Annotated in this window: 27 protein-coding genes, 1 pseudogene and 1 riboswitch; of the genes and pseudogenes, 14 read left to right on the top strand and 14 right to left on the bottom strand. The window is 58.9% G+C overall.

What is annotated here, in order from left to right; all coding sequences use genetic code 11:
• Positions 1–53: 53 nt before the first annotated feature.
• The 4 genes from hpxZ to hpxW are packed head-to-tail and all read right to left on the bottom strand — an operon-like array spanning position 54 to position 3,613.
• Complete coding sequence (gene hpxZ / locus ACMGGE_RS08975; RefSeq protein WP_008499851.1) at positions 54–440, bottom strand: oxalurate catabolism protein HpxZ; 387 nt, start codon at positions 438–440, stop codon at positions 54–56.
• Complete coding sequence (locus ACMGGE_RS08970) at positions 437–1,834, bottom strand: AtzE family amidohydrolase (protein ID WP_111966954.1); 1,398 nt, start codon at positions 1,832–1,834, stop codon at positions 437–439. Before ACMGGE_RS08970 ends, hpxZ begins: the two co-directional genes overlap by 4 nt.
• Complete coding sequence (hpxX, locus tag ACMGGE_RS08965) at positions 1,831–2,019, bottom strand: oxalurate catabolism protein HpxX (RefSeq protein ID WP_111966953.1); 189 nt, start codon at positions 2,017–2,019, stop codon at positions 1,831–1,833. The genes ACMGGE_RS08970 and hpxX overlap by 4 nt, the downstream gene beginning before the upstream one ends.
• A 10-nt stretch (positions 2,020–2,029) precedes the next feature.
• Positions 2,030–3,613 carry an oxamate amidohydrolase gene (gene hpxW, locus ACMGGE_RS08960; RefSeq protein ID WP_420293671.1) on the bottom strand — a complete coding sequence of 528 codons (1,584 nt, stop codon included), beginning with the start codon at positions 3,611–3,613 and terminating at the stop codon, positions 2,030–2,032.
• A 144-nt stretch (positions 3,614–3,757) separates the two neighbouring features.
• Between hpxW and hpxU the strand changes: the two genes are divergently transcribed.
• From hpxU to hpxK, 7 genes and pseudogenes are all read left to right on the top strand, one after another.
• Positions 3,758–4,597 (top strand): MurR/RpiR family transcriptional regulator HpxU, encoded by an 840-nt coding sequence (gene hpxU / locus ACMGGE_RS08955; RefSeq protein WP_048027314.1) that lies wholly within the window; start codon positions 3,758–3,760, stop codon positions 4,595–4,597.
• A gap of 192 nt (positions 4,598–4,789) precedes the next feature.
• Complete coding sequence (locus tag ACMGGE_RS08950) at positions 4,790–5,572, top strand: transporter substrate-binding domain-containing protein (protein WP_008499846.1); 783 nt, start codon at positions 4,790–4,792, stop codon at positions 5,570–5,572.
• Positions 5,573–5,576: 4 nt separating this feature from the next.
• The gene (locus ACMGGE_RS08945) at positions 5,577–6,242 is read left to right on the top strand and encodes an amino acid ABC transporter permease (protein ID WP_048027626.1); all 666 of its coding nucleotides are present in this window, start codon (positions 5,577–5,579) and stop codon (positions 6,240–6,242) included.
• Positions 6,242–6,898, top strand: a complete 657-nt coding sequence (locus tag ACMGGE_RS08940) for an amino acid ABC transporter permease (RefSeq protein ID WP_420294184.1) — start codon at positions 6,242–6,244, stop codon at positions 6,896–6,898. The genes ACMGGE_RS08945 and ACMGGE_RS08940 overlap by 1 nt, the downstream gene beginning before the upstream one ends.
• A pseudogene (locus ACMGGE_RS08935) lies at positions 6,879–7,615 on the top strand (amino acid ABC transporter ATP-binding protein). The gene ACMGGE_RS08940 and the pseudogene ACMGGE_RS08935 overlap by 20 nt, the downstream one beginning before the upstream one ends.
• A 13-nt stretch (positions 7,616–7,628) precedes the next feature.
• Complete coding sequence (locus ACMGGE_RS08930) at positions 7,629–8,870, top strand: pyridoxal-phosphate-dependent aminotransferase family protein (protein ID WP_048027317.1); 1,242 nt, start codon at positions 7,629–7,631, stop codon at positions 8,868–8,870.
• Entirely contained in the window at positions 8,867–10,105 is a 1,239-nt protein-coding gene (hpxK, locus tag ACMGGE_RS08925; protein WP_262777148.1) for an allantoate amidohydrolase, read from the top strand. The genes ACMGGE_RS08930 and hpxK overlap by 4 nt, the downstream gene beginning before the upstream one ends.
• Here the strand turns inward: hpxK and ACMGGE_RS08920 are convergent.
• The 5 genes from ACMGGE_RS08920 to ACMGGE_RS08900 all read right to left on the bottom strand — a co-directional run bounded on the left by ACMGGE_RS08920 (position 10,102) and on the right by ACMGGE_RS08900 (position 17,425).
• The gene (locus ACMGGE_RS08920; RefSeq protein ID WP_414454982.1) at positions 10,102–11,352 is read right to left on the bottom strand and encodes an MFS transporter; all 1,251 of its coding nucleotides are present in this window, start codon (positions 11,350–11,352) and stop codon (positions 10,102–10,104) included. The genes hpxK and ACMGGE_RS08920 overlap by 4 nt on opposite strands.
• Before the next feature lie 48 nt (positions 11,353–11,400).
• The gene (locus ACMGGE_RS08915) at positions 11,401–12,957 is read right to left on the bottom strand and encodes an MFS transporter (protein WP_420293670.1); all 1,557 of its coding nucleotides are present in this window, start codon (positions 12,955–12,957) and stop codon (positions 11,401–11,403) included.
• A gap of 39 nt (positions 12,958–12,996) precedes the next feature.
• Positions 12,997–14,361, bottom strand: a complete 1,365-nt coding sequence (locus tag ACMGGE_RS08910; protein ID WP_420293669.1) for a glycoside hydrolase family 28 protein — start codon at positions 14,359–14,361, stop codon at positions 12,997–12,999.
• A 219-nt stretch (positions 14,362–14,580) separates the two neighbouring features.
• Positions 14,581–16,260 carry a hypothetical protein gene (locus tag ACMGGE_RS08905; protein WP_420293668.1) on the bottom strand — a complete coding sequence of 560 codons (1,680 nt, stop codon included), beginning with the start codon at positions 16,258–16,260 and terminating at the stop codon, positions 14,581–14,583.
• A 163-nt stretch (positions 16,261–16,423) separates the two neighbouring features.
• Positions 16,424–17,425, bottom strand: coding sequence for a magnesium transporter (locus tag ACMGGE_RS08900; protein WP_395299952.1), 1,002 nt, complete (start codon positions 17,423–17,425; stop codon positions 16,424–16,426).
• Positions 17,426–17,485: 60 nt separating this feature from the next.
• Positions 17,486–17,655, bottom strand: a riboswitch (M-box (ykoK) riboswitch).
• Between the two features lie 159 nt (positions 17,656–17,814).
• Between ACMGGE_RS08900 and ACMGGE_RS08895 the strand changes: the two genes are divergently transcribed.
• A complete protein-coding gene (locus tag ACMGGE_RS08895; protein ID WP_048222448.1) occupies positions 17,815–18,318 on the top strand; it encodes a DedA family protein in 504 nt (167 codons plus the stop codon).
• 1 nt (position 18,319) lies between these two features.
• On the opposite strand, the gene ACMGGE_RS08890 is transcribed toward ACMGGE_RS08895, so the two are convergent.
• A complete protein-coding gene (locus tag ACMGGE_RS08890) occupies positions 18,320–19,069 on the bottom strand; it encodes an SDR family oxidoreductase (RefSeq protein WP_048222450.1) in 750 nt (249 codons plus the stop codon).
• 100 nt (positions 19,070–19,169) lie between these two features.
• Between ACMGGE_RS08890 and ACMGGE_RS08885 the strand changes: the two genes are divergently transcribed.
• A complete protein-coding gene (locus tag ACMGGE_RS08885) occupies positions 19,170–19,529 on the top strand; it encodes a winged helix-turn-helix transcriptional regulator (protein ID WP_063621345.1) in 360 nt (119 codons plus the stop codon).
• Position 19,530: 1 nt separating this feature from the next.
• Here the strand turns inward: ACMGGE_RS08885 and ACMGGE_RS08880 are convergent, their stop codons facing one another.
• A complete protein-coding gene (locus tag ACMGGE_RS08880) occupies positions 19,531–20,325 on the bottom strand; it encodes an SDR family NAD(P)-dependent oxidoreductase (protein ID WP_420293667.1) in 795 nt (264 codons plus the stop codon).
• 124 nt (positions 20,326–20,449) lie between these two features.
• On the bottom strand, positions 20,450–20,893 hold the full coding sequence (locus tag ACMGGE_RS08875) for a winged helix-turn-helix transcriptional regulator (RefSeq protein WP_045908316.1): 444 nt from the start codon (positions 20,891–20,893) through the stop codon (positions 20,450–20,452).
• Between the two features lie 152 nt (positions 20,894–21,045).
• Here ACMGGE_RS08875 and agp point away from each other — a divergent pair, with 152 nt between their 5' ends.
• Complete coding sequence (agp, locus tag ACMGGE_RS08870; RefSeq protein WP_104948910.1) at positions 21,046–22,287, top strand: bifunctional glucose-1-phosphatase/inositol phosphatase; 1,242 nt, start codon at positions 21,046–21,048, stop codon at positions 22,285–22,287.
• Positions 22,288–22,320: 33 nt separating this feature from the next.
• Here agp and ACMGGE_RS08865 read toward each other — a convergent pair whose 3' ends face one another.
• Both ACMGGE_RS08865 and wrbA read right to left on the bottom strand, forming a co-directional pair.
• Entirely contained in the window at positions 22,321–22,548 is a 228-nt protein-coding gene (locus tag ACMGGE_RS08865; protein WP_008499832.1) for a YccJ family protein, read from the bottom strand.
• A gap of 20 nt (positions 22,549–22,568) precedes the next feature.
• Positions 22,569–23,165, bottom strand: coding sequence for an NAD(P)H:quinone oxidoreductase (gene wrbA, locus ACMGGE_RS08860; protein ID WP_008499831.1), 597 nt, complete (start codon positions 23,163–23,165; stop codon positions 22,569–22,571).
• 391 nt (positions 23,166–23,556) lie between these two features.
• Here wrbA and ACMGGE_RS08855 point away from each other — a divergent pair, with 391 nt between their 5' ends.
• The 4 genes from ACMGGE_RS08855 (at position 23,557) to ACMGGE_RS08840 (ending at position 25,620) form a co-directional block, all read left to right on the top strand.
• Positions 23,557–23,739, top strand: a complete 183-nt coding sequence (locus ACMGGE_RS08855) for a general stress protein (RefSeq protein WP_420289722.1) — start codon at positions 23,557–23,559, stop codon at positions 23,737–23,739.
• 104 nt (positions 23,740–23,843) lie between these two features.
• Positions 23,844–24,761: a DMT family transporter gene (locus ACMGGE_RS08850; protein ID WP_334755986.1), complete on the top strand. Its 918-nt coding sequence runs from the start codon at positions 23,844–23,846 to the stop codon at positions 24,759–24,761.
• A 61-nt stretch (positions 24,762–24,822) separates the two neighbouring features.
• Positions 24,823–25,092, top strand: a complete 270-nt coding sequence (locus tag ACMGGE_RS08845) for a DUF1778 domain-containing protein (RefSeq protein WP_008499829.1) — start codon at positions 24,823–24,825, stop codon at positions 25,090–25,092.
• A gap of 6 nt (positions 25,093–25,098) precedes the next feature.
• The gene (locus ACMGGE_RS08840; RefSeq protein ID WP_420293666.1) at positions 25,099–25,620 is read left to right on the top strand and encodes a GNAT family N-acetyltransferase; all 522 of its coding nucleotides are present in this window, start codon (positions 25,099–25,101) and stop codon (positions 25,618–25,620) included.
• Positions 25,621–25,638 lie beyond the last annotated feature (18 nt).

The raw sequence follows: 25,638 nt of genomic DNA, 5'->3' as shown, positions 1-25,638 counted from the left end.
ACGGGACATCGTAGGCCCGGTAAGCGCAGCGCCACCGGGCAGGTTTTTCAGCGTTACACCATCAAACTCACCTGCGCCGCCACGATGCGCCACCCGTAGGCAAACCGCACCCACGTCTGCTGCTGGCGGCCAATGCGTTCTGTGCTCTCCCGGGTAAACTCGGTGCTGCACACGGCATAATCCTCCCCGAAGGTGGTGATGACGGTGTGGCGCAGCGTCCGCTGCAGCCCGGCGGCGGGGCGCGCCGCGCGAAAGGCGCGGATTTCATCAATTCCGTACAGGTTTTCCCCCGCCCCCAGCCGCACCGTGTTTTTGTCGTGCCAGAACAGCTCGTCCAGCACCGCAACGTTGTTGCTCACCAGCGCGTCCTCATAGCGGTAAAACGCGGCCGTCACCTCGGCAACCACCCACGGGAGGTTAATGTCATCGTGATTCATCATGCTGCTATCTCCGCCGGACGGGCATCGGTGATGCCGCTCTCCTCCAGAACCCGCGCGACGCGCAGGCAGGCCTGCTCGTTAAACGGCGCGGCAATCAGCTGCAGGCCGATGGGCGCGCCCTGCGCGGTGCGCAGCGGAACGGTGGTCACGGGCAGGCCCAAAAACGAAATTGGCTGGGTCAGCATCCCCATGCTGGCGCGAATGGGCAGCGGCTGACCGTTAATTTCCATGGTTTGCTCGCCCGCCAGCGTCGCGCTGCGCGGGGTGGCCGGGGCGATCAGCACGTCGGCCTGCGCGAATAAGGTTTTGAATGCCTGCCGGGCGTGAGCGCGAAACCGCTGGGCCTGAATGTACCAGGCGGAGGGGATCATCGCCCCGGCCAGCAGGCGTTCGCGGGAGTGCGGTTCAAAACGCGCCGGCTCCTGGCGAAGCGCGGGCAGGTACTGATTTCCCCCTTCGGCGGCGCTGATGATAAACGCCGCCGAACGCGCCAGCTCGGCGTCCGGGAACTGTAGTTCATCCTGCACGTCGAGCGCCTTCGCCACCCGCGCCACGGCGTCTCTGGCGTCCGTGTCGCACCAGGTGGTGAAGTAGCCGCCGAGTACCGCGCAGCGCAGGCCGTCAAGCCCGCGATCGAGCAGGGGGCGCGTCTGCTCCCGCGAGCTCTCTGCCTGAAAACCGTCGCTGGTGTCCCGTCCCTGCAGGGCGTCATACACGGACGCCAGGTCACACACGCGGCGGGCGAAGGGGCCGATATGATCCAGACTCGGGACAAACGGATGGCTTCCGGCGCGCGACAGGCGGCCAAAGGTGGGCTTCAGGCCGTAGATGCCGCACAGGGAGGCCGGAACGCGAATCGACCCGTTGGTGTCGGTGCCGAGTGAAAAGTGCACCAGCCCGGCAGCCACCGCGGCCGCTGACCCGCCGGACGACCCGCCCGCAATGCGCGCCAGGTCGTGCGGGTTACGCGTCGTGCCGTAGTGGCTGTTCTCGGTGGTAAAGCCGTAGGCGTAGGCGTCCATATTGACCATCCCGGTCAGTAGCCCGCCCGCGCTGCGCAGCTGGCGTACCGCAAAGCCGTCAGCCGCGGCGGCAGGGCGCTGGCTGAACAGCTCGGCCCCGGCGAGGGTGGTGTGACCGGCAACGTCGAACAGGTTTTTCACCGCATAAGACACACCCGCCAGCGGCGGCAGGGGACGCTTTTCCCGTCGCAGGGTATCAATATTATCGGCTTCGGCGAGCATGCGTGCTTCCGTCACGGTGGTCCAGGCGTTGATCCGCGGGTTAACGCGCGCAATCGCCTCCAGCGTCTGTTGGGCGATCTCGTGGGCGCTCAGCTCTCCCGCGCTCAGCGCCTGCTGGATCGCGCTGATACTCATCTCGTGTAGCGTCATGCTTTATACACTCCTGCAATCTCCAGACGGTCGTCGAGCGGCAGCGCCATCAGCGGGGCGGCCATGCTGGCAATGCGGCTGAACTGCAGCTGCAGCTCGGCGCGGCGGGCGTCATCCAGCTCAACGCCGAGTACGGTTTCCATCTGCGCCAGGTACGCCTGCGAGTCGGGTTGGTGTGTCGTCATTGTTTTCTCCTCAGAATCCGGCGGCTGTGCCGTTGCTGCGCGGGTCAAATGCCCCTTCGAACAGCCCGTTGGGGTGGCGGACAATCGCGCCCGCGTGACCCATGGCTTCACTAAAGTCAGGGAAAAGCTCCACCTCGTGGCCGAGTGCCTGCAGGCGCGCGACCGTCTCGGGTGAAAAACGTCCTTCAAGCTTTAGGGTGTCCGAGGTTTGTCCCCAGGTACGTCCCAGCAGCCAGCGCGGGCGGGTAATGCTCTCCTGCAGGGGGACGCCCTGAACAACGTAGCGGGTAAAGAGCGCAGCCTGGGTTTGCGGCTGTCCGTCACCGCCCATCGATCCATACACCATCACGCGTCCGTCCTTCAGACGCGCCGCCGCCGGGTTCAGGGTGTGGAACGGCTGTTTGCCCGGCGCGAGGGCCAGAAGATGGGCGGGATCGAGGCTGAAGGATGCGCCGCGGTTCTGCCAGACGATGCCGGTATCGGGCAGCACCACGCCGCTGCCGAACTCGTGATAAAGGCTCTGGATAAACGACACGGCAAGCCCGCTGCTGTCCATCACCCCCATCCACACCGTATCGCCGGGACCTTTTCCGGTTCCCCACGGCGCCGCGCGTCCGTCGTCAACCCTGTCGGCAAGCGCCTGCAGGGCGGCGGGATCCAGCAGTTGCTGAACATCGGTTTTCAGTGCGCGCGGGTCGGTGATGTGGGCATCGCGCAGGCCAAAGGCCAGCTTGGTGGCTTCCACGATACGGTGAAGGGTGTCGGCATCGTCGGCCTCCGCCATGTTCAGGCGATCGGTAATGCCGAGTATCGCCAGCGAGACCAGTCCCTGCGTCGGCGGGGCATGGTTAAAGATCTCTCCCTGCTGATGCTTGAGCTTCAGCGGCACGGTGCGTCGGGCGGCGTGCGCGTTGAGATCGGCCCACGTCACGGGCAGGCCCAGCGTCTCCATGCCCTGAGCCAGGACTTCCGCCAGCGGACCGCGATAAAAGCTGTCCAGACCGTCCTGCACCAGGCGCGTCAGGGTCGTGGCCATGGCGGGCTGGTAAAAGCGGCTCCCGACCTGCGGCGGCTTGCCGTCCACCAGCCAGGTTTCCGCGAAGCCGGGAACGTCCTTCAGTTCGTCGAATTTACTGGCCGTGGCGTGGGCCTGAGAGGCCGTGACCGGCGTGCCGTTTTGCGCATAGTCAATAGCGTCGGCCAGCAGGCGGGCCAGCGGCAGCGCCTTGCCGGTCATCTCGCGCGAGACCTTCAGCGCCTCGTCCCATCCGCTGACGGTTCCGGCGACGGTCAGCGCCGCACGGGGGCCACGATGGGGGATCTGCGTGAGCCCGTCGTAGGCGGCCAGCGTCGCGCGCGATCCCGCCGCGCCGCTGGCATCGATGGCGATGGGATCGCCTTCCGGGGGCACAATAAGCCAGAAGCCATCGCCGCCCAGTCCGTTCATATGCGGATAGACCACGGCGATGGTGGCCGCCGCCGCGACCATCGCTTCGATGGCGCTGCCGCCTTCGCGCAGCACCGCCAGCGCGCTCTGGCTGGCGAGGTGGTGGGGCGCAACCGCCATACCGTGTGTGGAGACATTACTTTGCATGAAGAGTCCTCGTAACCCTGAAAGTCACAAGGTGCTGCAAAAGCTGTTCCAGTTCTGAATAAAAAGTTTCATGCCAGTTGCCGCAGAAGCTGGCATGCTTAATGAATAATGAGCATGAGATGAAACAAACGTTACAGAGGCGTTATGGAACAGCTTGATGAACGACTGAAAGCACAATACGCGTCATTGTCGCCGCAGGAGCAGCGGGTGGCGGATTTTATTTTCGATCATTTTGACGACCTCATTAGCTACAACAGCGCCGAGCTGGCGCAGCTGAGCGGGGTATCAAAAGCCACGGTGAGCCGTCTGTTTAAGCGTCTGGGCTATGAGAAATATAAGGACATGCGCGAAGAGCTGCGCACCCTGCGCCAGAGCGGGATGCCTCTCACCGACAATCGCGACGCGGTGCAGGGTAATACGCTGCTGGCGCGCCACTATAAGCAAGAGATGGCAAACCTGACCCAGTGGGTCAATGCCCTCGACGCGCAGCAGTTTGCCGACGCCATGGCCTGCATGGTCAGGGCGCGCCGGATCGTCATTATCGGCATGCGTAACGCCTATCCGGCGGCGCTGCACCTGCGCCAGCAGCTTCTGCAGGCGCGCGGTCAGGTGCTGGTGCTGCCGCAGCCGGGGCAGAGCCTGAGCGAGGAGCTGGTGGACTTAACGCCGGACGATTTGGTGGTGATGATGGCCTTTCGCCGTCGCCCGCGCATCATTCGCCCGCTGATGCAGCAGCTTCAGAGTAGCGGTATTCCGGTGCTGCTGATGTGCGAGCCGCAAGCCCACAGCCTGTTCCCGCTGGCGAGCTGGCAGCTCTGCACCCCGCTGGACAGCGTCTCCGCCTATGACAGCTATTCGTCGGTCAACAGTCTGATCAACCTGCTGGCGAACGCCTTCCTGCATGACATTCTCGATAAAGGCCGCCCGCGCATTCACGAGATTGCCTCCCTCTACCAGCAGCTGGACGAGCTGGAACAGCGATAATGGGGCATCAGGCTGGTGCTTTGCATTAAAACAGTGCAATCAGACGGGGCGTAAAAGAGCGCCTCCTTTTCGCCATTCCCCGATTTATCAGGCTTTATGACAATATCCCCCGTTTCGCCTGACCTGGCACATTAGTTGCAAAATCACATTCAAAGAATCTTTTGTTTCATGTTAACGTTACGGGGAAGCACCATGAAAAAATTGTTGATTGCACTGGCCGGGGCAGCATGCCTCTTCACACAGCTGCCGGCAAAGGCTGACCAGCTTCAGGATATTGAGAAACGCGGCACAATTCGCATCGCCGTTCCGCAGGATTTCCCGCCGTTTGGCTCGGTGGGAACCGATCTGCAGCCGCAGGGCTATGACATCGACATGGCGCGCTATCTGGCTAAACAGATGAAGCTCAAGCTGCAGCTGGTGCCGGTGACCAGCGCCAACCGCGTGCCGTACCTGCAAACCGACAAGGTGGATCTGGTCATTTCCAGCCTCGGTAAAAACCCGGAGCGCGAGAAGGTAATCGACTTCAGCCGCGCCTACGCGCCGTTCTTCCTCGGCGTGTTTGGCCCGAAAGGGGCTGAACTGAAGGATGCCGCCGCGCTCAGCGGAAAAACCATCGGCGTGACGCGCGGGGCGGTGGAGGACATGGTGCTGACCGGCCTGGCGCCGAAAGACGCGGATGTGAAGCGCTACGAAGACAACAACACCACGCTGTCGGCATATCTGTCCGGCCAGGTGCAGTACGTGGCGACCGGCAATCTCGTGGTGGCGGCCATTTCGCGCCAGAACGCGGCGAAAGCCCCGGTGCCGAGCTTTATGCTGAAAGACTCGCCGTGCTTCATTGGCCTGAAGAAAAACGAACCGGCCCTGAAGGCAAAAGTGGACGCGCTGATCGAGCAGGGCATTAAGGACGGCACGCTGAACGGTCTGTCTGAGCAATGGCTGAAGGCCCCGCTGCCGGCAAACCTTGGCGCCTGAGCCGATGACTGAGCAACTTGATTTTTCCGCCCTCTGGCCGCACTGGCCGGAGCTGCTGGCCGGGCTGTGGGTCACTATTCAGCTGACGGTGATGGCCACCGTCGGCGGGCTGGCAACAGGGATTGTCGGGGCAGCGATCCGCAGCGGACGCACCACCTGGTACAGCCGGATTTGGGGCGGGTATGTGGAGATCATCCGCAACACGCCGTTTGTGGTGCAGCTGTTTTTCATCGTCTTCGGCCTGCCGAACCTGGGGCTGAAGATGACGGCGGGGGAAGCGGCGCTGCTGGCCATGGTGGTCAACCTGGGCGCCTACAGCACCGAGATTATTCGCGCGGGCATTCAGGTCACGCCGAAAGGGCAGTGGGAGGCCGGTCGCGTGCTGGGGCTGACCCGCCTGCAGACCTTTATCCGCGTGGTGCTGCCGCCCGCGCTGCAGCGCATTTACCCGGCGCTGGTGAGCCAGTGCATCATCGTGATGCTCGGCTCGTCGGTGGTGTCGCAGGTCTCCTATGAAGAGCTGACCTTCGCCGCCAACCTGATCCAGTCCAGAACGTTTTTGAGCTTTGAGGTCTATCTGGTGACCACCGGGATTTACTTAGCGCTGTCGATTACCCTGCGCCAGCTGATGATGGCGGCAGGACGCAAATGGCTGGGTGTGCAGGCATGATGACCACCTTTACCGACTGGGACATTATTCGCAACCTGCTGCTGGCCGGACGCTGGACGGTGCTGCTGTCGCTGGTGGCGTTCGTCGGCGGGGCGGTGGTAACGCTGCCGCTCCTGCTGCTGCGCCTGACGGGCGGGCGCGCGGTGAAGCGCATTATCCGCGGCTATATTGAGCTGTTTCAGGGCACGCCGCTGCTGATGCAGCTGTTCCTGGCCTTCTTCGGCGTGGCGCTGTTCGGCATCGACGTTTCGCCGTGGACCGCCGCCTCGCTGGCGCTGACGTTCTACACCAGCGCATTTCTGCTCGATATCTGGTACGGCAGCATTCGTGCTTTACCGAAGGGGCAGTGGGAAGCCTCGCGCTGCCTGGGGCTGACCTTCGGCCAGACCCTGTTTCGCGTGGTCGCCCCGCAGGCGCTGCGCATCGGCATTGCGCCGACGGTCGGCTTTGCCGTGCAGGTGATCAAAGGCACCGCGCTGGCATCGATTATCGGTTTTGTCGAGTTGACCAAGGCCGGGACCATGCTGACCAACGTGACCTATCAGCCGTTTAAGGTCTTTGCGCTGGTGGCGCTCGGCTACTTTATTCTGTGTTATCCGCTGTCGCGCTACAGCCGCTATCTGGAGACGAAATTCAATGCCTCTCATCACCATTAATCAGGTGCAGAAGTACTACGGCGATAACCACGTGCTCAAGGGCGTCGATCTGGATATCGACATGGGCCAGGTGATCTCCATCATCGGGCGCAGCGGATCGGGCAAAAGCACGCTGCTGCGCTGCATTAACGGCCTGGAAGGCTATCAGGACGGCAGTATCAAGCTGGGGGGCATGACCATTACCGACCGGGATTCCCAGGCGCGTGAAATCAGCCGCTCTGTGGGGATGGTGTTCCAGAGCTTCAACCTGTTCCCGCACATGACGGCGCTGGAGAACGTGATGCTCGCCCCGCGTCGGGTGCTGAAAAAAGCGCCGCCGAATGCCGGGCGCTGGCGCAGCAGATGCTGGAGAAGGTTGGCCTTGGCGATCGTCTGGATTACTACCCGTCGAGTCTCTCCGGCGGCCAGCAGCAGCGCGTGGCGATAGCCCGCGCGCTGGCGATGTCGCCGAAAGTGTTACTCTGCGACGAGATCACCTCCGCGCTGGATCCGGAGCTGGTGGGTGAAGTGCTCAAAGTGCTGGAGCAACTGGCGGCCGAGGGGATGACGCTCATACTGGTTACCCATGAAATGAATTTTGCCCGCGAAGTGGGCGACCGCGTGGTGTTTATGCACCAGGGGAAAGTCTGGGAGCAGGGCGACAGCAAAACGCTGTTCGCCAACCCGCAGACCACGGAACTGAAGCAGTTCATCTCCTCCGTGCGCGGCCTCAACTGATAAGGACTGAACAATGGATATCGCACACTTTCCGCAAATCAACCCGCCGCAGCGCCTGCTGATGGGCCCGGGCCCGATCAACGCTGACCCGCGCGTGCTGCGCGCCATGTCGAGCCAGCTGATCGGCCAGTACGATCCGGCCATGACCCACTACATGAACGAGGTGATGGCGCTCTATCGCGGCGTATTCCGCACCGAAAACCGCTGGACGATGCTGGTGGACGGCACCTCCCGCGCGGGAATTGAAGCCATTCTGGTTTCCGCCATTCGACCGGGAGATAAGGTGCTGGTGCCGGTCTTTGGCCGCTTTGGCCACCTGCTGTGCGAAATTGCCCGCCGCTGCCGTGCAGAGGTGCATACCATCGAGGTGCCGTGGGGCGAGGTGTTTACCCCGGACCAGGTCGAGGATGCGATAAAACGTATTCGTCCGCGCCTGCTGCTGACCGTGCAGGGCGACACCTCCACCACCATGCTGCAGCCGCTCGCGGAGCTGGGCGCGATCTGCCGCCGCTACGACGTGCTGTTTTACACCGACGCCACCGCGTCGCTCGGCGGTAACGCGCTGGAGACCGACGCCTGGGGGCTGGATGCCGTCTCGGCCGGGATGCAGAAATGCCTCGGCGGCCCGTCGGGCACGTCGCCGATCACCCTGAGCGCGCGGATGGAAGAGGCGATCCGCCGCCGCAAGTGCGTGGAGGAGGGCATTCGCACCGACGCACACCGCGACGGCGACGAGGAGATGATCTACTCCAACTACTTCGATCTCGGCATGGTGATGGACTACTGGGGGCCGGAGCGGCTGAACCACCACACCGAAGCCACCACCGCGCTGTTTGGCGCCCGCGAATGCGCGCGGCTGATCCTGCAGGAAGGGCTGGATAACGGCATCGCGCGTCATAAGCTGCACGGCGATGCGCTGCTTAAGGGGATTCAGGCGATGGGGCTGGAGACCTTCGGCGACCTGAAGCACAAGATGAACAACGTGCTGGGCGTGGTGATACCGCAGGGCGTCAACGGCGACCAGGTGCGTAAGCTGATGCTGGAGGATTTCGGGATTGAAATCGGCACCTCGTTTGGCCCGCTGCACGGCAAAGTGTGGCGCATTGGCACCATGGGCTATAACGCGCGCAAGGACTGCGTGATGACCACCCTGAGCGCGCTGGAGTCGGTGCTGAACTACCTCAAATTTACCACCACGCAGGGGGCCGCCATGCAGGCCGCGTGGGACCACTATCGCCGCGAGACGCCGCAATGAGCCCGGCGGCAGAACGGGTGATGGCGCGCGCCGACGCGCTGGCCGCCATCAGCGAAACCCCGGATGCGCTGACAAGGGTGTATCTCTCCACGCAGCATCTGCAGGCCAACCAGCTGGTCGGGGAGTGGATGCGCCAGGCGGGCATGACCGTCTGGCAGGACAGCGTGGGCAATATCTGTGGACGCTACGAAGGCGCGCAGGAGGGGGCCCAGGCGGTGCTGCTTGGCTCGCATCTGGACACCGTACGCAACGCCGGGCGCTACGACGGCATGCTCGGGGTGCTTACCGCCATCGAAGTGGTGGATAGCCTGCACCAGCAGGGTGTGCATCTGGCGCAGGCCATAGAGATTGTCGGCTTTGGTGACGAAGAGGGAACCCGTTTTGGGATCACCCTGCTAGGCAGCCGGGGGCTGACGGGCACCTGGCCGCAGGGCTGGCTGGAGACGTGTGATGCTCAGGGCATCAGCGTGGCGCAGGCGATGGTGCAGGCGGGGCTCGATCCTGCCCGCGTGGCGCTCGCGGCACGTCATCAGGACGATTTTAGCGCCTGCCTGGAACTGCATATCGAACAGGGTCCGTGTCTGGAGCAGGAAGGGCTGGCGCTGGGCGTGGTGGAAGCCATTAACGGCGCGCGCCGCCTCAACTGCCGCTTCACCGGCGAGGCCGGGCACGCGGGTACTGTGCCGATGCATCACCGCAAGGATGCCCTGGCCGCCGCCGCCGAATGGATGGTGCTGATTGAAAACACCACCCGACAGCAGGGCGGCAACCGGGTGGCGACGGTCGGTGAACTGCGCTGCCTGCCCGGTGCGGTCAACGTCATCCCCGGCGAGGTTGCGCTCTCGCTGGATATTCGCGGCCCGCAGGATGCCCCGCTTGACGCGCTGCTCGCTGAGCTGCTGGCGCAGGCGCAGGCGATTGCCGCGCGTCGCGGGCTGAGCTTCAGCGCCGAGGAGTTTTACCGGATCGCCGCCACGCCGTGCGATGCGCGTTTGCAGCACCTGCTGGGCGACGCCGTTGAATCGGTGCAGGGGCGCTCGTTATCCCTGCCCAGCGGCGCCGGGCATGACACCATCGCCCTGGCGGAACGCTGGCCGGTGGGGATGCTGTTTGTGCGCTGCAGGGGCGGGGTCAGCCACCATCCGGCGGAATCGGTAATGGCTGAGGATGTCGCTCTGGCAATCGAGGCGTTTGGGCGAGCGGTAAAAAAACTGGCAGGCGATGAAACGGCTTAAGCGTTCGGCCGTGCCGCCGTTTCCGGTAGGCGCAGCGGTACCGTCATCAGGCTGGCGGCGAAATAAAGGACGGCTATCACCCACAATGTCCCTTCCACACCCAATGGCGCGACGCACACGGTGACGATGAAGGGGCCGGCGAAATTGCTTAGCCCGGAACCAAGGTTGAGACAGGAGATCGCCGCCCCTTTGTTTTCCGGCAGCAGCGAGGGGATCAGGGCGCTCAGCGGGCCAAACGCCCCCAGGCCGATAGCGTAAAGGGCGAGCGCCAGAAACAGGGCGAGGGTGCTGTGGCCAAACAGCACGGGGGCATAACACACCGCGATGGAGGCTACGCCGCATAGCGTACCGGAAAACCACATCACCGTTTTTCGCCAGCCCAGGCAATCGCCCAGCCAGCCAAACAGATAGCTGGCGAAAATATTCACAATATTGACCAGGCCCCAGACTGTTAGCCACTCGGCAATGCTAAAGCCAAATTGCGGTAAATAGACCGGCATCAGGATCACCAGCGAAAATTTACCGATGTCATTGATGGTTTTCACCACGACCGCCAGACGCATTTTCGGCTCTCGCACCAGGACGATAATCCCCTCCAGAAGCGCTGTTCTCAGCGGATAACCGTCCCTGAAAACGGGCCGGTCCTGGTTGAGGACCAGTGCGCAAAACCCGCCGCAAAGAACAAACGCGAAGCCGCTCAACAGCGTGCCCGTTTCGCCCATGCGGGCCAGCATCATGCTGGAGTACCACGGGCCAACAATTGTCATTCCGACACCGAAGGCTATCCAGAACCAGGAGACCGCACGGCCTAAAATACGGCTTTCGCAGCGCTGGTTTATCCATACCAGAAACGAGTAGGCAAACAGCGGGTAAGCCACCCCGCGTAGCGCGTAGGTTGCGACCATGAGCGGATAGTTATTCTGGGGGAGGGCAACAAAAATAAAGGGCACCGAGCCGATAAAATAGACCACCGTCGCGATCCACATCAGCCGGCGCACCCCCAGCACGCCTGCTCCGATACCGGAAAACCAGGAGACAGCGGCAACGCACAGGCCGAAGATGGATGAGAGCAGGCTAATTTCAACAGGATCAAAGCCCCGCTGCTGCAAAAGTGAAGCCAGCCAGCTTTGTTCGATGGTCGCTCCGGTTATAAATAAAAAAACACCGATGAATCCCCAGCTAAGCTCCCGGGGTAATCCTATCCGCGCCCATATCCCTTGTTGCATCACCAGGTTATGTTCAGTCATGTTGTTCTCTTCTTCCTGCCGGGCGGGCACGGTTACCCGCCCGGAACATCAGGCATTTTTCAGTTGTACGGTCGAACGGGATTTCATCTGGCTACGATTGACGTGGCCCACCGTGTTCTGCCCCCAGCACTGCTCGTAAGGTAAGCCGGTAAGACTTTCAATCACGGCTCTGTTTTCAGCGCTGACAGCGTCTTTCTTTTCGCCACGTTTGAGGCGTGCAACCTCGTCGTTAAGGATGGCATGAGTACGGCTGTTCACCTTGAACTGGAAGGCCGACCATATCCCCCAGAGCGTGAGCACAACGGGGAGCGCAATCATGATAATCACGATCATTGTGATGGCCGTTCCCGGCTGGTGGCTCTGCCCTGAAACGAAGCCGGAGAGTTGCAACGCAACGCCGACCAGGAAGATTGACAGCGCCTGGGAGGCTTTACGCAACAGGCTCATAAAGCCAGCAAAGATCCCTTCGCGGCGGCTGCAGGTAAGGATTTCATCCACGTCCGCCACAAAGGTGTAGTTGTTCCACGGGATCGCGTAGATCCCCCCGCGCGCCAGACCCGCAATCCCTGCCGTCAGATAGAGCAGGGCCATACTGGTAGAACCGTTTACCCATGCCGCGCCGAAAAGGAGAAAAGCGAGAAGAGCGAGTGTTGCCTGGGTGGCGAACGCGCGTGAGGGTGAGAAACGCAGCGTGAGCCAGGTTGCTACACCGACGCCAAAGAACTGCATGCCGTTGATGGTCGCCAGGAGGTTGGAGGCAACGACCGGGGAGGTTATCAGGGCGAAGACGACAAAGTAGGTGAATACCGAATTGAAGATATCCTGGGCAACGGAGCCGCCCAGATACATCCCCAGGTGCGAGCGGAAGGTTTTTATTTTCAGCGTGGACAGGAAGTCGTAGCAGATGGCGTGAACGCGGGCGAGGAGCGGCTGCTTTTCCCCCTCGTCAACGTGACGCTCGCATTGCTCTATCTCATCAAGCGAGCGTTCCCAGGTACCGAAGTAGACAAAGAACAGGACGACCATAAATGAGAGCGTGAAGATCGCGCCGGCATAAAAGAACGAATCTGCGGAGTCTGAACCAAAATAAGCCACCAGACGTCCCGGCAGAAAGGCGGCGGCAAATCCCGCCAGTTGGGCGATATACATACGGGCGCTGGTCAGCTTCGAACGCTTGCTAAAATCGGAGGTCATTTCTGCGGAGAGCGTATCGTAAGGGATAATAATCATCGAATAGACGATTTCGAACAGAATATAGACCAGCAGATAGATCCAGTAGTTAAACCCCTCTACCCACAGCAGGCTGTAGACCGACACCAGTGGAATACTGACCAACAAGAAGAAGCGGCGACGACCAAAACGACGGCCCAGCCGGGTTTTATGGAAGTTATCGGAGACATAGCCCATCAGCGGACACATGATGACGTCGACAATGCGCGCCACGGCAAACAGCGAGCCTGCTTCAATCGGCGTTAAGCCGCAGAAGGTGGTCAGGAAGAAGAGTAACCATGCGCTCACCAGCGTGAACGCGCCAGAGCCTATTACATCAGCAAGACCATAACAAACGTAGTTATGCAGCTTTATTTCACGTACTTTTTTTATCATTTTTATCCCCAGTGACGAAGTCGTCCAAAGGTTCCACCTTTATGCACAGGCGGAGTCGGTGATGAGGTTCTGAACGTTAAGCAGGACGGTTTTTTCCGCGTTCCAGCCTGCAGGCAAGGGCACCGGTCGGCAGAGGTGCGTGGCGCAGAGCCGCAGCCCGCTTACGCCGTTGGCGTAAAAAATGGGCATACCGCCAGGGTAGGGCTCTACCCCATGCGCACGGCCGGTAGACGGATTGATGTTGTAGGCGTTGTCCAGCCCCATTCCGGTGGGACGCGCGGGGTTGCACGGCGGACGAATATCGTAGAAGCCTTGTTCCTGCGAGTCGCTGAGGCATTGTTCAACGCAGAGACCATTAAACATGACGTCGCGAATGTTGCCCGGCGTGTCGCTGTGCAGGTTAATCGCGCCTTCAGCGTGGCCTGCAAGGTTACTGAAAATGACGTTTTCGATGGTGCCAGGCTGAACCTCTGGCGCACGGTGGCGTACCGAAATATAGATCGGATCGGCTTTTCCCCAGTGACAGGGATGGCCGTGACGGCAGTCAAACAGAATATTACTGAACACCAGCCGTTGAAAACGCCCCCCATCGCGTGAGACCAGCCCAATCCCCCGGTTGGACTCAAAAATCGTGCAGTTGCTGACGGTGATGTTCTCGATATCGGCAAAGGTTTCCGTACCGATTTTGATGGCGCAGCTTTTGGAACGCACAATACAGTTGTTCACCGTTACGTTACGAATGGGCTGCTGTAGCGGCGCGGGTTTCCGGGTGGTTTTCAGGCAAATCCCGTCGTCGGCGGCGCTGAAGTAGCTGTCGCTGATATGGACGTGCTGGCAACTGTCGATATCGAGCGCATCGGTGTTGGCGAGCGCCAGGTCATTATCAATGGTGATGTTCCGGACAAAAACGTGGTTGCAGCTCACCAGGTGAGCGGTCCACATCGGCGAGTTATGCAGGGTAATATCCTGCAGGCGTACCTGTTCGCAGCCTTCAAACACCACCAGTCGCGGGCGCTGTGATTTAGGCTGGCGATAGCCCTGGTCATCCGCCTCTGATGAAAACCAGCTTGCGGCGTCTCCATCAATTTTTCCTTCTCCACTCAGGGTGATGTGCTGCCCGCCACGGGCGTAAAGGAGCGCCATATTTGACATTTCTGCGAGCGTCACCGTCTCCGTATGCTGGTAATCGGCAGGGTTTGCGCTGGCGCGCAGGTAGGCACCGGCTTCCAGATGCAGGGTAAAATGAGAGGGTAAAACCAGCGTACCGGTGAGCCAGATGCCGGGCGTCACGACCAGCGTTCCGCCCCCGGCGGAGGCTATCTCATCGATAAGCTGTTGCAGTTGCGCCGTCAGTACCGTATTGCCACTGCGATCGAGTGGCGCATTGTCTAAAGAAATTTTCATCGTCATTCCTGTTCATCAACATGATGACCAGGATTTAACGCGTTTTTACCTTCGCCGGAGTACGCAGAAACGGTACTTCTTGACGTATCGGTGAAGCACTTCACGTTTGATTTCTGGAGGACAATTAATTATTGAAAATTGTCACATTTCGCGTTTTTTCAGACCGAAAGGGTGTTGCAAAAAAGAGAAATCGTGGTTGCCAGGTACGCGGGTGAGGGGTTATGAACGCCCTCTCAGCGACGTTAATTCATGGCTCAGACTGTCAGCCAGCGCACGTACCCGCGAGGCATCAAATAACACATGCAAACCGGGTGAGGCGTCAGCGTGTTTCTGGCAGTAATCCTCCATTTCACAGGCGCATCGATAAAGCTCCTGAATATTGATATGGCTAATCTCCTGCATACTCCAGCTGTTCTCGACCTCACGGGCATAGCGCAGCGTAAAGAACGCCTTTTGCGCATGTAAAAAGAGACGACAATAGAGGGTAAAGCCCTGCCACTCTTCATACCAGCGACGTTCAAGCGAGCGGGGAAACGCGGCGCGTTTTACGAAATGCAGTGCCGCTTCCTGAAGCGCGGCGGCAGCGTTGCCCGCCTCGTCTTTCTCCCTTGCGATACGTGACAGGCAAGCGGCGGACGTTTGTGGATCGTTGCGATCGAAGGTGATTGTCCGTTCTGAGCCGGGCAGCCAGTAATTGCGGTTTAGCTGGCCGTAAAGGCTCCACACCGCCTGGCCATAGCTTTCGGGTACCTGGCTGTGACGATGGAAAACGTGCTTGCGGACATAAATAGCGCTGTATAACACCTGTCCCGCTTGTTCAAGCAGGGAACAAAATGTCTCAAAGATCTGCTCGTCGGGTTGCCAGCCATAGCTTTCGTGTAGCCAGTCGGTCATCAGCTGCGCTTTCGTCAGCGTTGTCCCCTCGTTGCTTAGCATTCTGCTGCAGGCCACCAGATTGCATTCGCTGAGCGTACCCATGATCCAGTGGTTATCCAGACTTTCCCAGCTCACTTTGCATACCGCGCCAGTGATGGCCGGGTTACTGCGACACCAGAGCAACCGCCCCTGGAGTTCATCAATACGCGGGAATGGAAAGATGCCCCAGCCAACCTCTTCCCCGACCAGGTCGATCTCTGTCCAGACCTCGCGCTCCCGAACCTCCAGCAGTGCGGGGTTATTAGGAAAGGATGGCCAGAAACGTTCGGGGGTGAGCTTGATCGAGACGCTGACGCTCGCCGGTAAGGGACGGATGGCCTCCAGCACGTTGCCAAGATCGTGGTTATCCGCCGGAAATACACGCAGCACCAGATGTTTATTTTCCTGCTGCATCACGCGGGAGAGGGCAGTGAAGCAGCAGCTATAAATCATGAAGCTGCGATCTTCGCGTTGTAACGGGGCGGGTTTTTCCGTTGATGGCTGCTCCCAACTCGGGCGTGAAACTGGCAGCAATCCGTCGGTACTAGAAATCGCAATCATCAGGCCGCTGAGAGACGGAATGCGCTGGCAGATCTGCGAAATCTTATCCGCAAGGTAACTGCACCAGAAGTCCACGTCGAAGCGTACACCCTGGTTGGGATCAAACAGGTGCGGATGGGAAAGCAAGAGATCGGTTGGAAAGTTGAGCTCTTTGGCCTGAAGGTAAAATCGCAGCCCCTGACGTCGGCACAGCTGGCCCAGGCGGTTGAGATAAACGCAGCGCGCCCGCTGCTGGCTGGATAAGCGGTCATTATAGTGATGTGGCGTATACCCTTTCGGTGTGGCAAGCAGATTAAAGAGGTCAGCCTGCCCGACAATGAGGGTATTGAAGCCATGGGCTACAGCCCACTCCACCAGTTCACCGGTTTTATTCCAGTCCCAGTAAGCCTGGGTATTCAGTTCTACCGCTCGCGTCTGCCACATATCCCTGTCCATTCGTCCGACGAAAACAGGGTTACTATCTCGCTTTAGTTATGCTTTTCGCAAGCAGAGCAATACGTTCCGGAATTTATAAAGACGAACTGACCGCTCAGTTCGTCAGTAAGGTGTGTTCAACCTCCAGTGGGAGGTTGAGGCGCGCGATCGTTCACTCCAGCCCCAGCGTATATTGCGCGATCTTAAAGTAGATAATCAGCCCGGTACCGTCGATAAGCGTCGCGATAAACGGTGCGGAGACGACCGCTGGGTCAATGCCGCAGCGCTTGAGCACCATTGGAATGACGGACGAGACAATGGCGCTCCACAGCGTAATGCAGACCAGCGTCAGGCTGACGATGAGCGTTATTTCCAGTCCTATTCCCATCATCCAGGCGCGGATGCACCCGGCAAGACCCAGCGTGGCGGCAATCATCAGCGAGGTGGTCATCTCTTTACGCAGCACGCGGCCCACGTCGCGCAGACGCACTTCCCCCAGCGCCATGGCGCGCACCAGGGTGGAGGTGATCTGCGTCCCGCTGTTGCCGCCCGTGCCGATCAGCAGCGGAATGAAGAACGCCAGCGCGATGGCGGACTCTAGCGCCTCTTCAAAATGCTGAATAACCGAGCTGGTGTAGGCTTCGGCGACAAACAGCAGCAGCAGCCAGACGGAGCGTTTTTTCCACAGGCTATACGGGCTGGTCTCCAGATAAGGCTTCTCCAGGGGGAGCGTCGCCCCCTGAAGCTGAGCATCTTCGGTGACGTCATCTTCCAGCAGATGGGCGATTTCGCGCTCGGTCAGGCAGCCGACGAGCTTGCCGTGGGTGACCACGGGCACCACATCCGCGCCGCCGTGCGCCAGCAGTCCGGCAACATCGGCACGTTCATCCTCCGGTTTGACCTGCAAAAACTGCGAAATCATCAGCGACTTCACCGGCTGCACCGTATCGGTGGTCTGCAGCAATTTGCGCACGGCAACCATCCCCGCCAGGCGGCCATGGTCTTCGATAAAAATATGCGACGGAATATCATCGTCTTTTAATTTTTCGAAGAATTGCTCGCGCGCCAGCGCCACGCATAATGCCATATCGAGGACGATAAAATCGGTATTCATATATTGCGCGATCGCGCTGTCATTGAATGCCTGGTTTTGGTTGTGAATAGCGTAAGACATAGTGAATTCCCTTTGAATAATAAAATCTCTCAGGGGCGAGCAAGACAGGGCATGTCGAAGAGGAGATCCCCACGTCCTGGGTTCAGCACTGTACACCGTATCCCGCGAGGGAAGTTATACTGACAAAGCCTTGATTCGACAGTGCCTGTTTTACCCTGTGTCGATTCTCTCGAACCTACCAGAGCGATAACGTGTATTTGTACAGGAGCCTCGCCATAACGAGATCGTTGTAAAACGAGAGGAATAATACGCTTATTTAACATTGCCGCTCAGGAATTTAAAAAATGTTTAAGAACGGTTTAGGAGAATATTATTAATAGAATGTTGAGGGTTTATTTAAGGTTATTCATTTTAAATGGAGAATTAAATAATTAACGGGGGAGGGGAAAATGGCGTGGCTTGATAATCTGCTGAATCATTTTGCGCTGTATCCGGCACATCTGTTCGCGCTGTTATTTATGATGGCGCTGAGCAAGTCGACGGTGCTGATCTCCTCCGTGTTGCCGCCCGCCTCGGTCATGCTGCTGGCGGGCATTACCGTCAGCCAGGCAAGCATGCATCCTGCCCTGGCGTGGCTGGCCGTGGTGATGGGGGCAACGGCGGGCTCGGCGCTGAACTACCACTTAGGGCAGCGGATGGGGCACACGCGCTGGATGACCCGCTTCACGGCAAAACACGCCGGTAAATTTCTGCGGGTGCAGCATCAGCTACAAAAAAACGGGGTGCTGGTGCTGTTCACCGCGCGCTTCCTGGCGGTACTGCGCTACATCGTGCCGCTGGCGGCAGGCATGCTCAGGCTGAACGTGGTGAAAGTTTACGGCGTGAGCCTGGCCTCTGCCGCCGTATGGGCGGCGCTGTATGTCGGCATCGTCACCGGCATCAGCGCCTTTTGAGTTACAGGCTCCCCATACCGCCGTCCACCAGCAGTTCCGTTCCTACCGTGTAGCTCGACTCGTCGGAGGCGAGATAGAGCGCGGCTTTTGCCAGCTCCGTCGTCGAGCCCATTCTGCCCAGCGGCACCAGCTTGATGATCTCCGCCATCATTGCGTTAAGCGCCTCTTCGCTTAAGCCCGTTTTCGTAAAGGCCGGGGTTTCCACCGGACCGGGGCTCAGGCCGTTGACGCGGATCCCGCGCGGCAGCAGCTCTGCCGACAGCGTGCGCGCCAGCGACAGCAGGGCGGCCTTGCTCGCGGCATACACGCTGCTGGTGGGCAGGCCGATGCGCGCGCTCACGGAACCGCAGAGGATAACCGACGACGGGTTATTCAGCAGCGGCAGCAGCGCCTGGATTAAAAAGAACGGTCCCTTCAGGTTGATGTTCATCAGACGGTCCCAGGACTCTTCCTGCCAGGCTTCCAGCGGCGCGTGCGTCACGTCGCCGGCGTTGAGAAAGACCGCGTCCAGACGTGGCCAGCGGGCGGCGAGGGTTGCCGCCAGCGCTTTTTGCGACGCGATATCGCCCGCATCGGTTGGGATCACCCAGGCCTTATCGCCCAGAATGCGCTCTGCTTCGGCGAGGGTGTCCGGGTTGCGTCCGGTCACGGCGACGCGCGCCCCTTCGGCGATAAATGCCTGCGCGGTGGCGAGACCGATACCGCTGGTGCCGCCGGTAATCAACGTATACTTATCGGTTAAACGACCCATGTTCTTCTCCTGAAATGTCACTGGAGAAAGCACTATAGAAACGTTAGTATCGAAAGGAAACTAGGTACCAAATGGATACTAAAGAGGCAAGAGGTGTGCTATGGCAGAAATGCTGGAGGAGTGCTGTGAAAAAAAATCTGAGGCCTATACCTGCCCGATGACGCAGTTTGTAAACCTGATTTCCGGCAAATGGGCAATCCCGATCCTCTATCGTCTTATTGTGATTAACACGCCTGTCCGCTTTGGCGACCTGCTGCGGGCGGCTGCCCCCATCACCCAGAAAGAGCTGACGAAGCAGCTGCGTCTGTTTGAACAGCGCGGGCTGGTGACGCGGACGGTTTATCCGGAGATCCCGCCGCGCGTGGAGTATCAGATTACCGGGCTGGGGTTAACCCTGCAGGATGCGCTCTCGCCGCTGGCCGCCTGGATGAGCGAGTACGGCGACCAGCTTCAGCGTTAGGCTACTGTTTTACGTAGCGCGGTGCCGGGATGCCGGTGCGCGCGCTGCTAAACAGCTCAAGGCGCGCCGCTTCGTAGCGGTCCCACAGGCCTGCATCATGCATCGGCGGGATGGTGATCGGTTCGCCCTGATCCAGACCCACCAGCGACGCATCCACCATATCGTCGGTGGTCATTACCGATCCTTCCGGCAGATCGTCCACCGTGACGCCTGAATGGCTCCAGATCTCCGTTGCGGTAGCGGCGGGCAGTACGGCCTGAATGCGCACGCTGCTGTCGGCAAATTCTTCCTGTAGCCCACGGGTAAAGCTCAATACCCACGCCTTGGTGGCGCTGTAGAGTGCGCTGCCCGCCCGGACGTGCAGCGCCAGCACGGACGCGATATTGATCAGCGTGCCGCGATTGTTCTGTGCCAGGCGCGGCAGGATGGCGTAGGTCAGACGCATCAGCGCCGTGGTGTTCAGGGTGTTAATGGCCTGATGCTGCGCCACCTCGCCCGCGAGGAACGGTGCCATCTGCGCGGTGCCCGCGTTGTTAATCAGCGTATCAATGGCGGTATTGCTGCGCAGTTCATCTTCCACCGCCCGGATCCCGGCTTCATCGGTGAGATCGGCCACCAGAATATCGACGGCCACGCCATAGCGTGCGCGCAGGTCGGCGGCGAGGGCTTTCAGGCGATCCTCGCGGCGGGCGACCAGGACCAGGTTAGCACCGCGCGCGGCAAGGCGATCGGCATAGACGGCACCGATCCCGGAAGAGGCACCCGTAATCAGGGCGGTGGTGATTTGCGTAGTCATCGTGCATTACCTCAGGCAAAGTGGGTTATTTGGTTTCAATATGAAACTGAATTAACTCTCGGCTATTTGGTTTTATAATGCAACCATATTAGCGATCATTTTGTGCTTTTGCCGTCGGGAACGGTCAGGAGGGGAGTTTAGCCACGATCTCTTCAGGCGTCAGTTCGCGGCCATCGTCGGCGATAAGCGCCAGTTTACGCAGGGGTTTGCGCTGTTCGCTATCGACCAGCACGGTGCCGCATTCGTTTTCCGCGAACAAAAATTCATTGCCCCACTGGGACAGGGCAACCAGCACGGTTTGCAGGGCGCGTCCCTTGTCGGTCAGGACGTATTCCTGCCAGGCGCTGCCGTCGGAGGCGGGCTGAAGCCGGAGAATGCCTTCGTCCACCAGCAGCTTGAGCCGCGTGGTCAGCATGTTTTTCGCGATACCGAGGCTTTTCTGAAACTCGCCGAAGCGTTTAATCCCGCGGAGCGCGTCGCGGACGATCAGCAGCGACCACCAGTCGCCGATGATATCCAGCGAACGGGCGACGGGGCAGGTGCTCTCTTCAAGGCGGGTACGTTTCACAGCGAATTCTCCGGTGGGGTATGGTTTTATTATAAAACTAATCCGTACACGCCGTAAGCACGTTAATCATCAGTTTGAGAAATGCTTCCCGGAAAATTGTGACGAATCTGTCACACTGAGCGCGACATTTTAAAACGAGTGAGGAATTAGGGATGAGAAAAGCACTACTCGCGCTGGCAGTCGCCGGTTCCATTTCAGCAACGTTTGGCGTGCAGGCGCAAGAGACGCCGGAAGGGTATCAGCTGGAGCAAGTTTTAATCATGAGTCGCCATAACCTGCGTGCGCCGCTGGCTAACAACGGCAGCGTGCTGGAGCAGTCCACGCCGAAGCAGTGGCCGGAGTGGGAGGTGCCGGGCGGCCAGCTCACAACCAAAGGGGGCGTGCTGGAGGTCTATATGGGCCATTACATGCGCGAGTGGCTGGCGCAGCAGGGGATGGTGAAGACGGGAGAATGTCCACCGGCGGAGAGCGTTTACGCCTATGCTAACAGCCTGCAGCGCACCGTCGCCACTGCGCAATTCTTTATCACCGGCGCGTTCCCGGGCTGCGATGTGCCCGTGCACCATCAGGAAAAAATGGGCACCATGGATCCGACATTTAATCCGGTGATCACCGATAATTCGCCGGAATTCCGCGAAAAAGCGCTCAAGGCGATGGAGGCGGAACGGCAGAAAATGCAGCTTGGCGAAAGCTATAAGCTGCTGGAGCAGATGACGAACTACGCCGACTCGCCGTCCTGCAAAGAGAAAAAGGTCTGCTCGCTGGCGGATGCGAAAGATACCTTCAGCGCCGACTATGAAAAAGAGCCTGGCGTATCCGGGCCGCTGAAGGTGGGCAACTCGCTGGTGGATGCGTTCACGCTGCAGTATTACGAAGGCTTCCCGGCCGACCAGGTCGCCTGGGGAGAAATCAAAACCGACCAGCAGTGGCGCGTGCTGTCGAAGCTGAAGAACGGCTATCAGGACTCGCTGTTTACCTCCACCGAGGTGGCGCAAAACGTGGCGAAACCGCTGGTGAAATATATCGATAAAACGCTGGTTACCGACCAGGCGAAAGCGCCGAAAATCACCCTACTGGTGGGGCATGATTCGAACATTGCTTCCCTGCTCACCGCCCTCGATTTCAAACCGTATCAGCTGCACGATCAGCAGGAACGTACCCCGATCGGCGGCAAGATTGTCTTCCAGCGCTGGCATGACAAAAATGCCAACCAGGAGCTGATGAAAATTGAGTATGTCTACCAGAGCTCAGAGCAGTTGCGCAACGCCAGCGTGCTGTCGCTGCAGTCTCCGGCACAGCGCGTGACGCTGGAGCTGAAGGGCTGCCCGGTGGATGCGAACGGCTTCTGTCCTGTTGATAAATTCAATGCGGTGATGAATAACGCGGCGAAGTAAGAGAGAACCCCCCGCTGTGGCGGGGGGAAACGCTTAGACGTTTTTACGTTCGATGGTTTGCTCACCCCAGAAGAGCGAGTCTTTGTCCGTTTTTTCGAAGGCGCGCACCAGCACCTCATCGTTACCTTCCTCCCAAATCTGCTCGGCCAGCTTTTCATCGTATTTCGCGACTTCAAAGATAGCTTCGGCAATCTCCGGAGAGGTGTTGCGTAAACTTGCCCATTCGCCCACGTGGTGAGCTTTGGATTCTTGAGTTGGCATGCTTGTCCTCCTGTTGGGTGTTAGCCGTTCAGTTTTTTGGCCAGACCCGCGACGTATTCACCCTGATAGCGGGCGATAGACAGTTCTTCATTGCTTGGCTGACGTGAGCCATCCCCACCGGCAATGGTGGTTGCGCCGTACGGCGTACCGCCGCGCACCTGGGAAATATCAAACAGCTCCTGCGCGCCGTAGCCAATCGGCACAATCACCATCCCGTGATGAGCAAGGGTAGTCCAGGTTGAGGTAATCGTCTGCTCCTGACCGCCGCCGGTCCCGGTAGAGCTGAATACGCTGGCGAGTTTGCCGTAGAGCGCCCCGGATGCCCAAAGTCCGCCGGTTTGATCGAGGAAGGTGCGCATCTGGCCTGACATGTTGCCGAAGCGGGTCGGGGTGCCGAAGATAATGGCATCATAATCCGCCAGCTCCTGCGGGGTGGCGACCGGGGCGTTTTGCGTTTTTCCCCCGGCTTTCGCGAAGGCTTCCGCCTGCATGGTTTCCGGTACGCGTTTCACCACAACCTCTACGCCATCAACCCTGTTTGCACCTTCTGCTACCGCGTGAGCCATGGTTTCAATGTGTCCATACATGGAATAATAGAGCACCAGAACTTTTGCCATTTTGCTTCACTCCTCGTTGGTTTCTCTGACAGCGGATCGCTGCGCTCTTTTAAAGATATGTCATCACAGCCAGACTGCAAAAATGAACGCCATTTATTTGATTTATAACAACATGAGGAGAAAAATGACTTTGTAGCAAAATGATACAACTTTCCCGGTGCGGATTTTTAAAATGATAAGAAAGGCTTATGGATTGCCGCCGCGTCATCTCACCCGAAAGACTGAGATCATGTTGCAGGATATTACCTTCGGCTTGCCGGATGACCTCATTCCACTAAGCTTAGTTTCACGCGGCACAGATAAAGGCGTTGTCCTTGAGCCGCGAGGTGAAAGAATCCTCTTTTACTGAATGCAATATGATGTCTAATGTTTCACATTCTGGAGGTTAGAGATGGCAAACCATCGTGGTGGTTCAGGTAATTTCGCAGAAGACCGTGAAAGAGCATCAGAAGCAGGCCGTAAAGGTGGCCAGCATAGCGGGGGTAACTTCAAGAATGACCCGCAACGCGCATCTGAAGCTGGCAAGAAAGGGGGAAAAACAGCCACGGCAGCAGTAAGTAACACGCCGGGTTGAACCCCTGCCGCCGGGATATCCCGGCGGTTTTTTTATTTCTGCAACATTGAACTGTAACCAAAGGCAACGCACACTACAGAATTGTTCTCACTTGCTGGTGCCGCATGTCTGTCTCACGCTTTAAATTCTCCGTTAAACCGCAGGAAGCCATCCTCATTCTCATCACCATGTTCTGGGGCGGGACGTTTCTGGCCGTTCAGTACGCGGTGACCCTTAGCGATCCGTTCTTTTTTGTTGGTCTGCGCTTTGCAACGGCGGCGATAGCCGTGGGGCTAATATCCCTTAAAACGCTGCGGGGTCTGACGCTGAAAGAGCTTAAGGCGGGCGTGGCGATTGGGGTGGCGATAGCCATGGGCTACAGCCTGCAGACGTGGGGATTGCAGACCATCTCCAGCAGCAAATCCGCGTTTATCACCGCCATGTATGTTCCCCTGGTGCCGCTACTACAATGGCTGTGCCTGGGGCGGCTGCCGGGTCTGATGTCCTGTATTGGCATCGTGCTGGCGTTTATCGGTCTGATTTTGCTGGCCGGGCCCGAAAACAACCTCCTGGCGCTGGGGCCGGGCGAGATCATCACCCTGATTGGGGCGATTGCCATTGCGGCGGAAATTATTCTGATCAGCGCCTGGGCGGGCAAGGTGGACGTTAAGCGGGTGACGGTGGTGCAGCTCGCCACAGCCTCGCTGGTGGCCTTTGCGACGATGGTGCCGGCAGGGGAGTCCGTGCCGCCGATGTCCACCGGCCTGGTCGTGGTGGCGCTGGGGCTGGGGATTTTCAGCGCCATTATTCAGGTCACCATGAACTGGGCGCAGCGTAGCGTATCGCCAACCCGGGCAACGGTCATTTACACCGGTGAACCGGTCTGGGCGGGCATTTTCGGGCGACTGGCCGGGGAACGTCTGCCGCTGCTGGCCCTGGTGGGCGCGGCGTTTATTGTCGCCGGGGTGCTGGTGAGCGAGTTGAAGCTCAGAAAGCGTCGGAACGCGGTGAGCGACATGACTGCTGAAGAAGGTTTAGATTGAAAAAACAGACGGGTTTATCTACGATATGTACGGATAAATACCGTACACGGTGAAGTAAACCATGCCAGCACTGAAAAAACAGCGTATCGATCTTCGCTTAACGGACGAAGACAAAACAATGATTGAAGAAGCGGCAGCGATGACGAACCAAACGATCACCCAGTTTATGGTGAACAGTGCGTCAGAGCGCGCTGCAGAGGTCATTGAACAGCATCGGCGTCTCGTCTTAAACGAAGCATCATGGAATGCCGTGATGGATGCCATCGACAATCCGCCAGAGCCAAATGAACGCCTGAAGCGAGCGGCAAAACGTCTTCGAAACATGGAGTGAAGCGTCGTGGAAAATCTCACGATCGAAATGTTTTCAGAGGGAAAAGATTATGATTTCAGGGACTTCGATTGTGGTGAACCCTCGCTAAATGTCTTCCTCACAGAACATCTGGTGCGTCAGCACAATGGGCGTATTTTACGAGGCTATCTGCTTAAAGATCGCGATGGTCCGCGAGTCCTGGGCTATTACACGTTATCGGGAAGTTGCTTTGAAAAAGCGATGCTGCCTTCCAGGACTCAGCAGCGTCGGATCCCTTATAGCAACGTACCGAGCGTAACGCTGGGACGTCTGGCGATACATGAAGACCTGCAGGGACAGGAGTGGGGAACGACGCTCGTCACGCATGCCATGCGGGTTGTCTATCTGGCATCGCAGGCGGTGGGCGTACACGGAATATTTGTTGATGCACTCAATGACCGGGCAAAACGATTTTATCTGAAGCAGGGTTTTATTCCGCTGACGGGTGAAAACAGCCACTCTCTTTTCTTTCCTACAAAATCTATCGAACGACTGTTTGAGCAGGTGTGATTGCCTGACATAAAGGTG

This window comes from Enterobacter sp. BNK-22 (assembly GCF_048684805.1).
GTDB lineage: Bacteria > Pseudomonadota > Gammaproteobacteria > Enterobacterales > Enterobacteriaceae > Enterobacter > Enterobacter quasiroggenkampii.
This window is presented reverse-complemented; position numbering and strand designations above follow the sequence as displayed.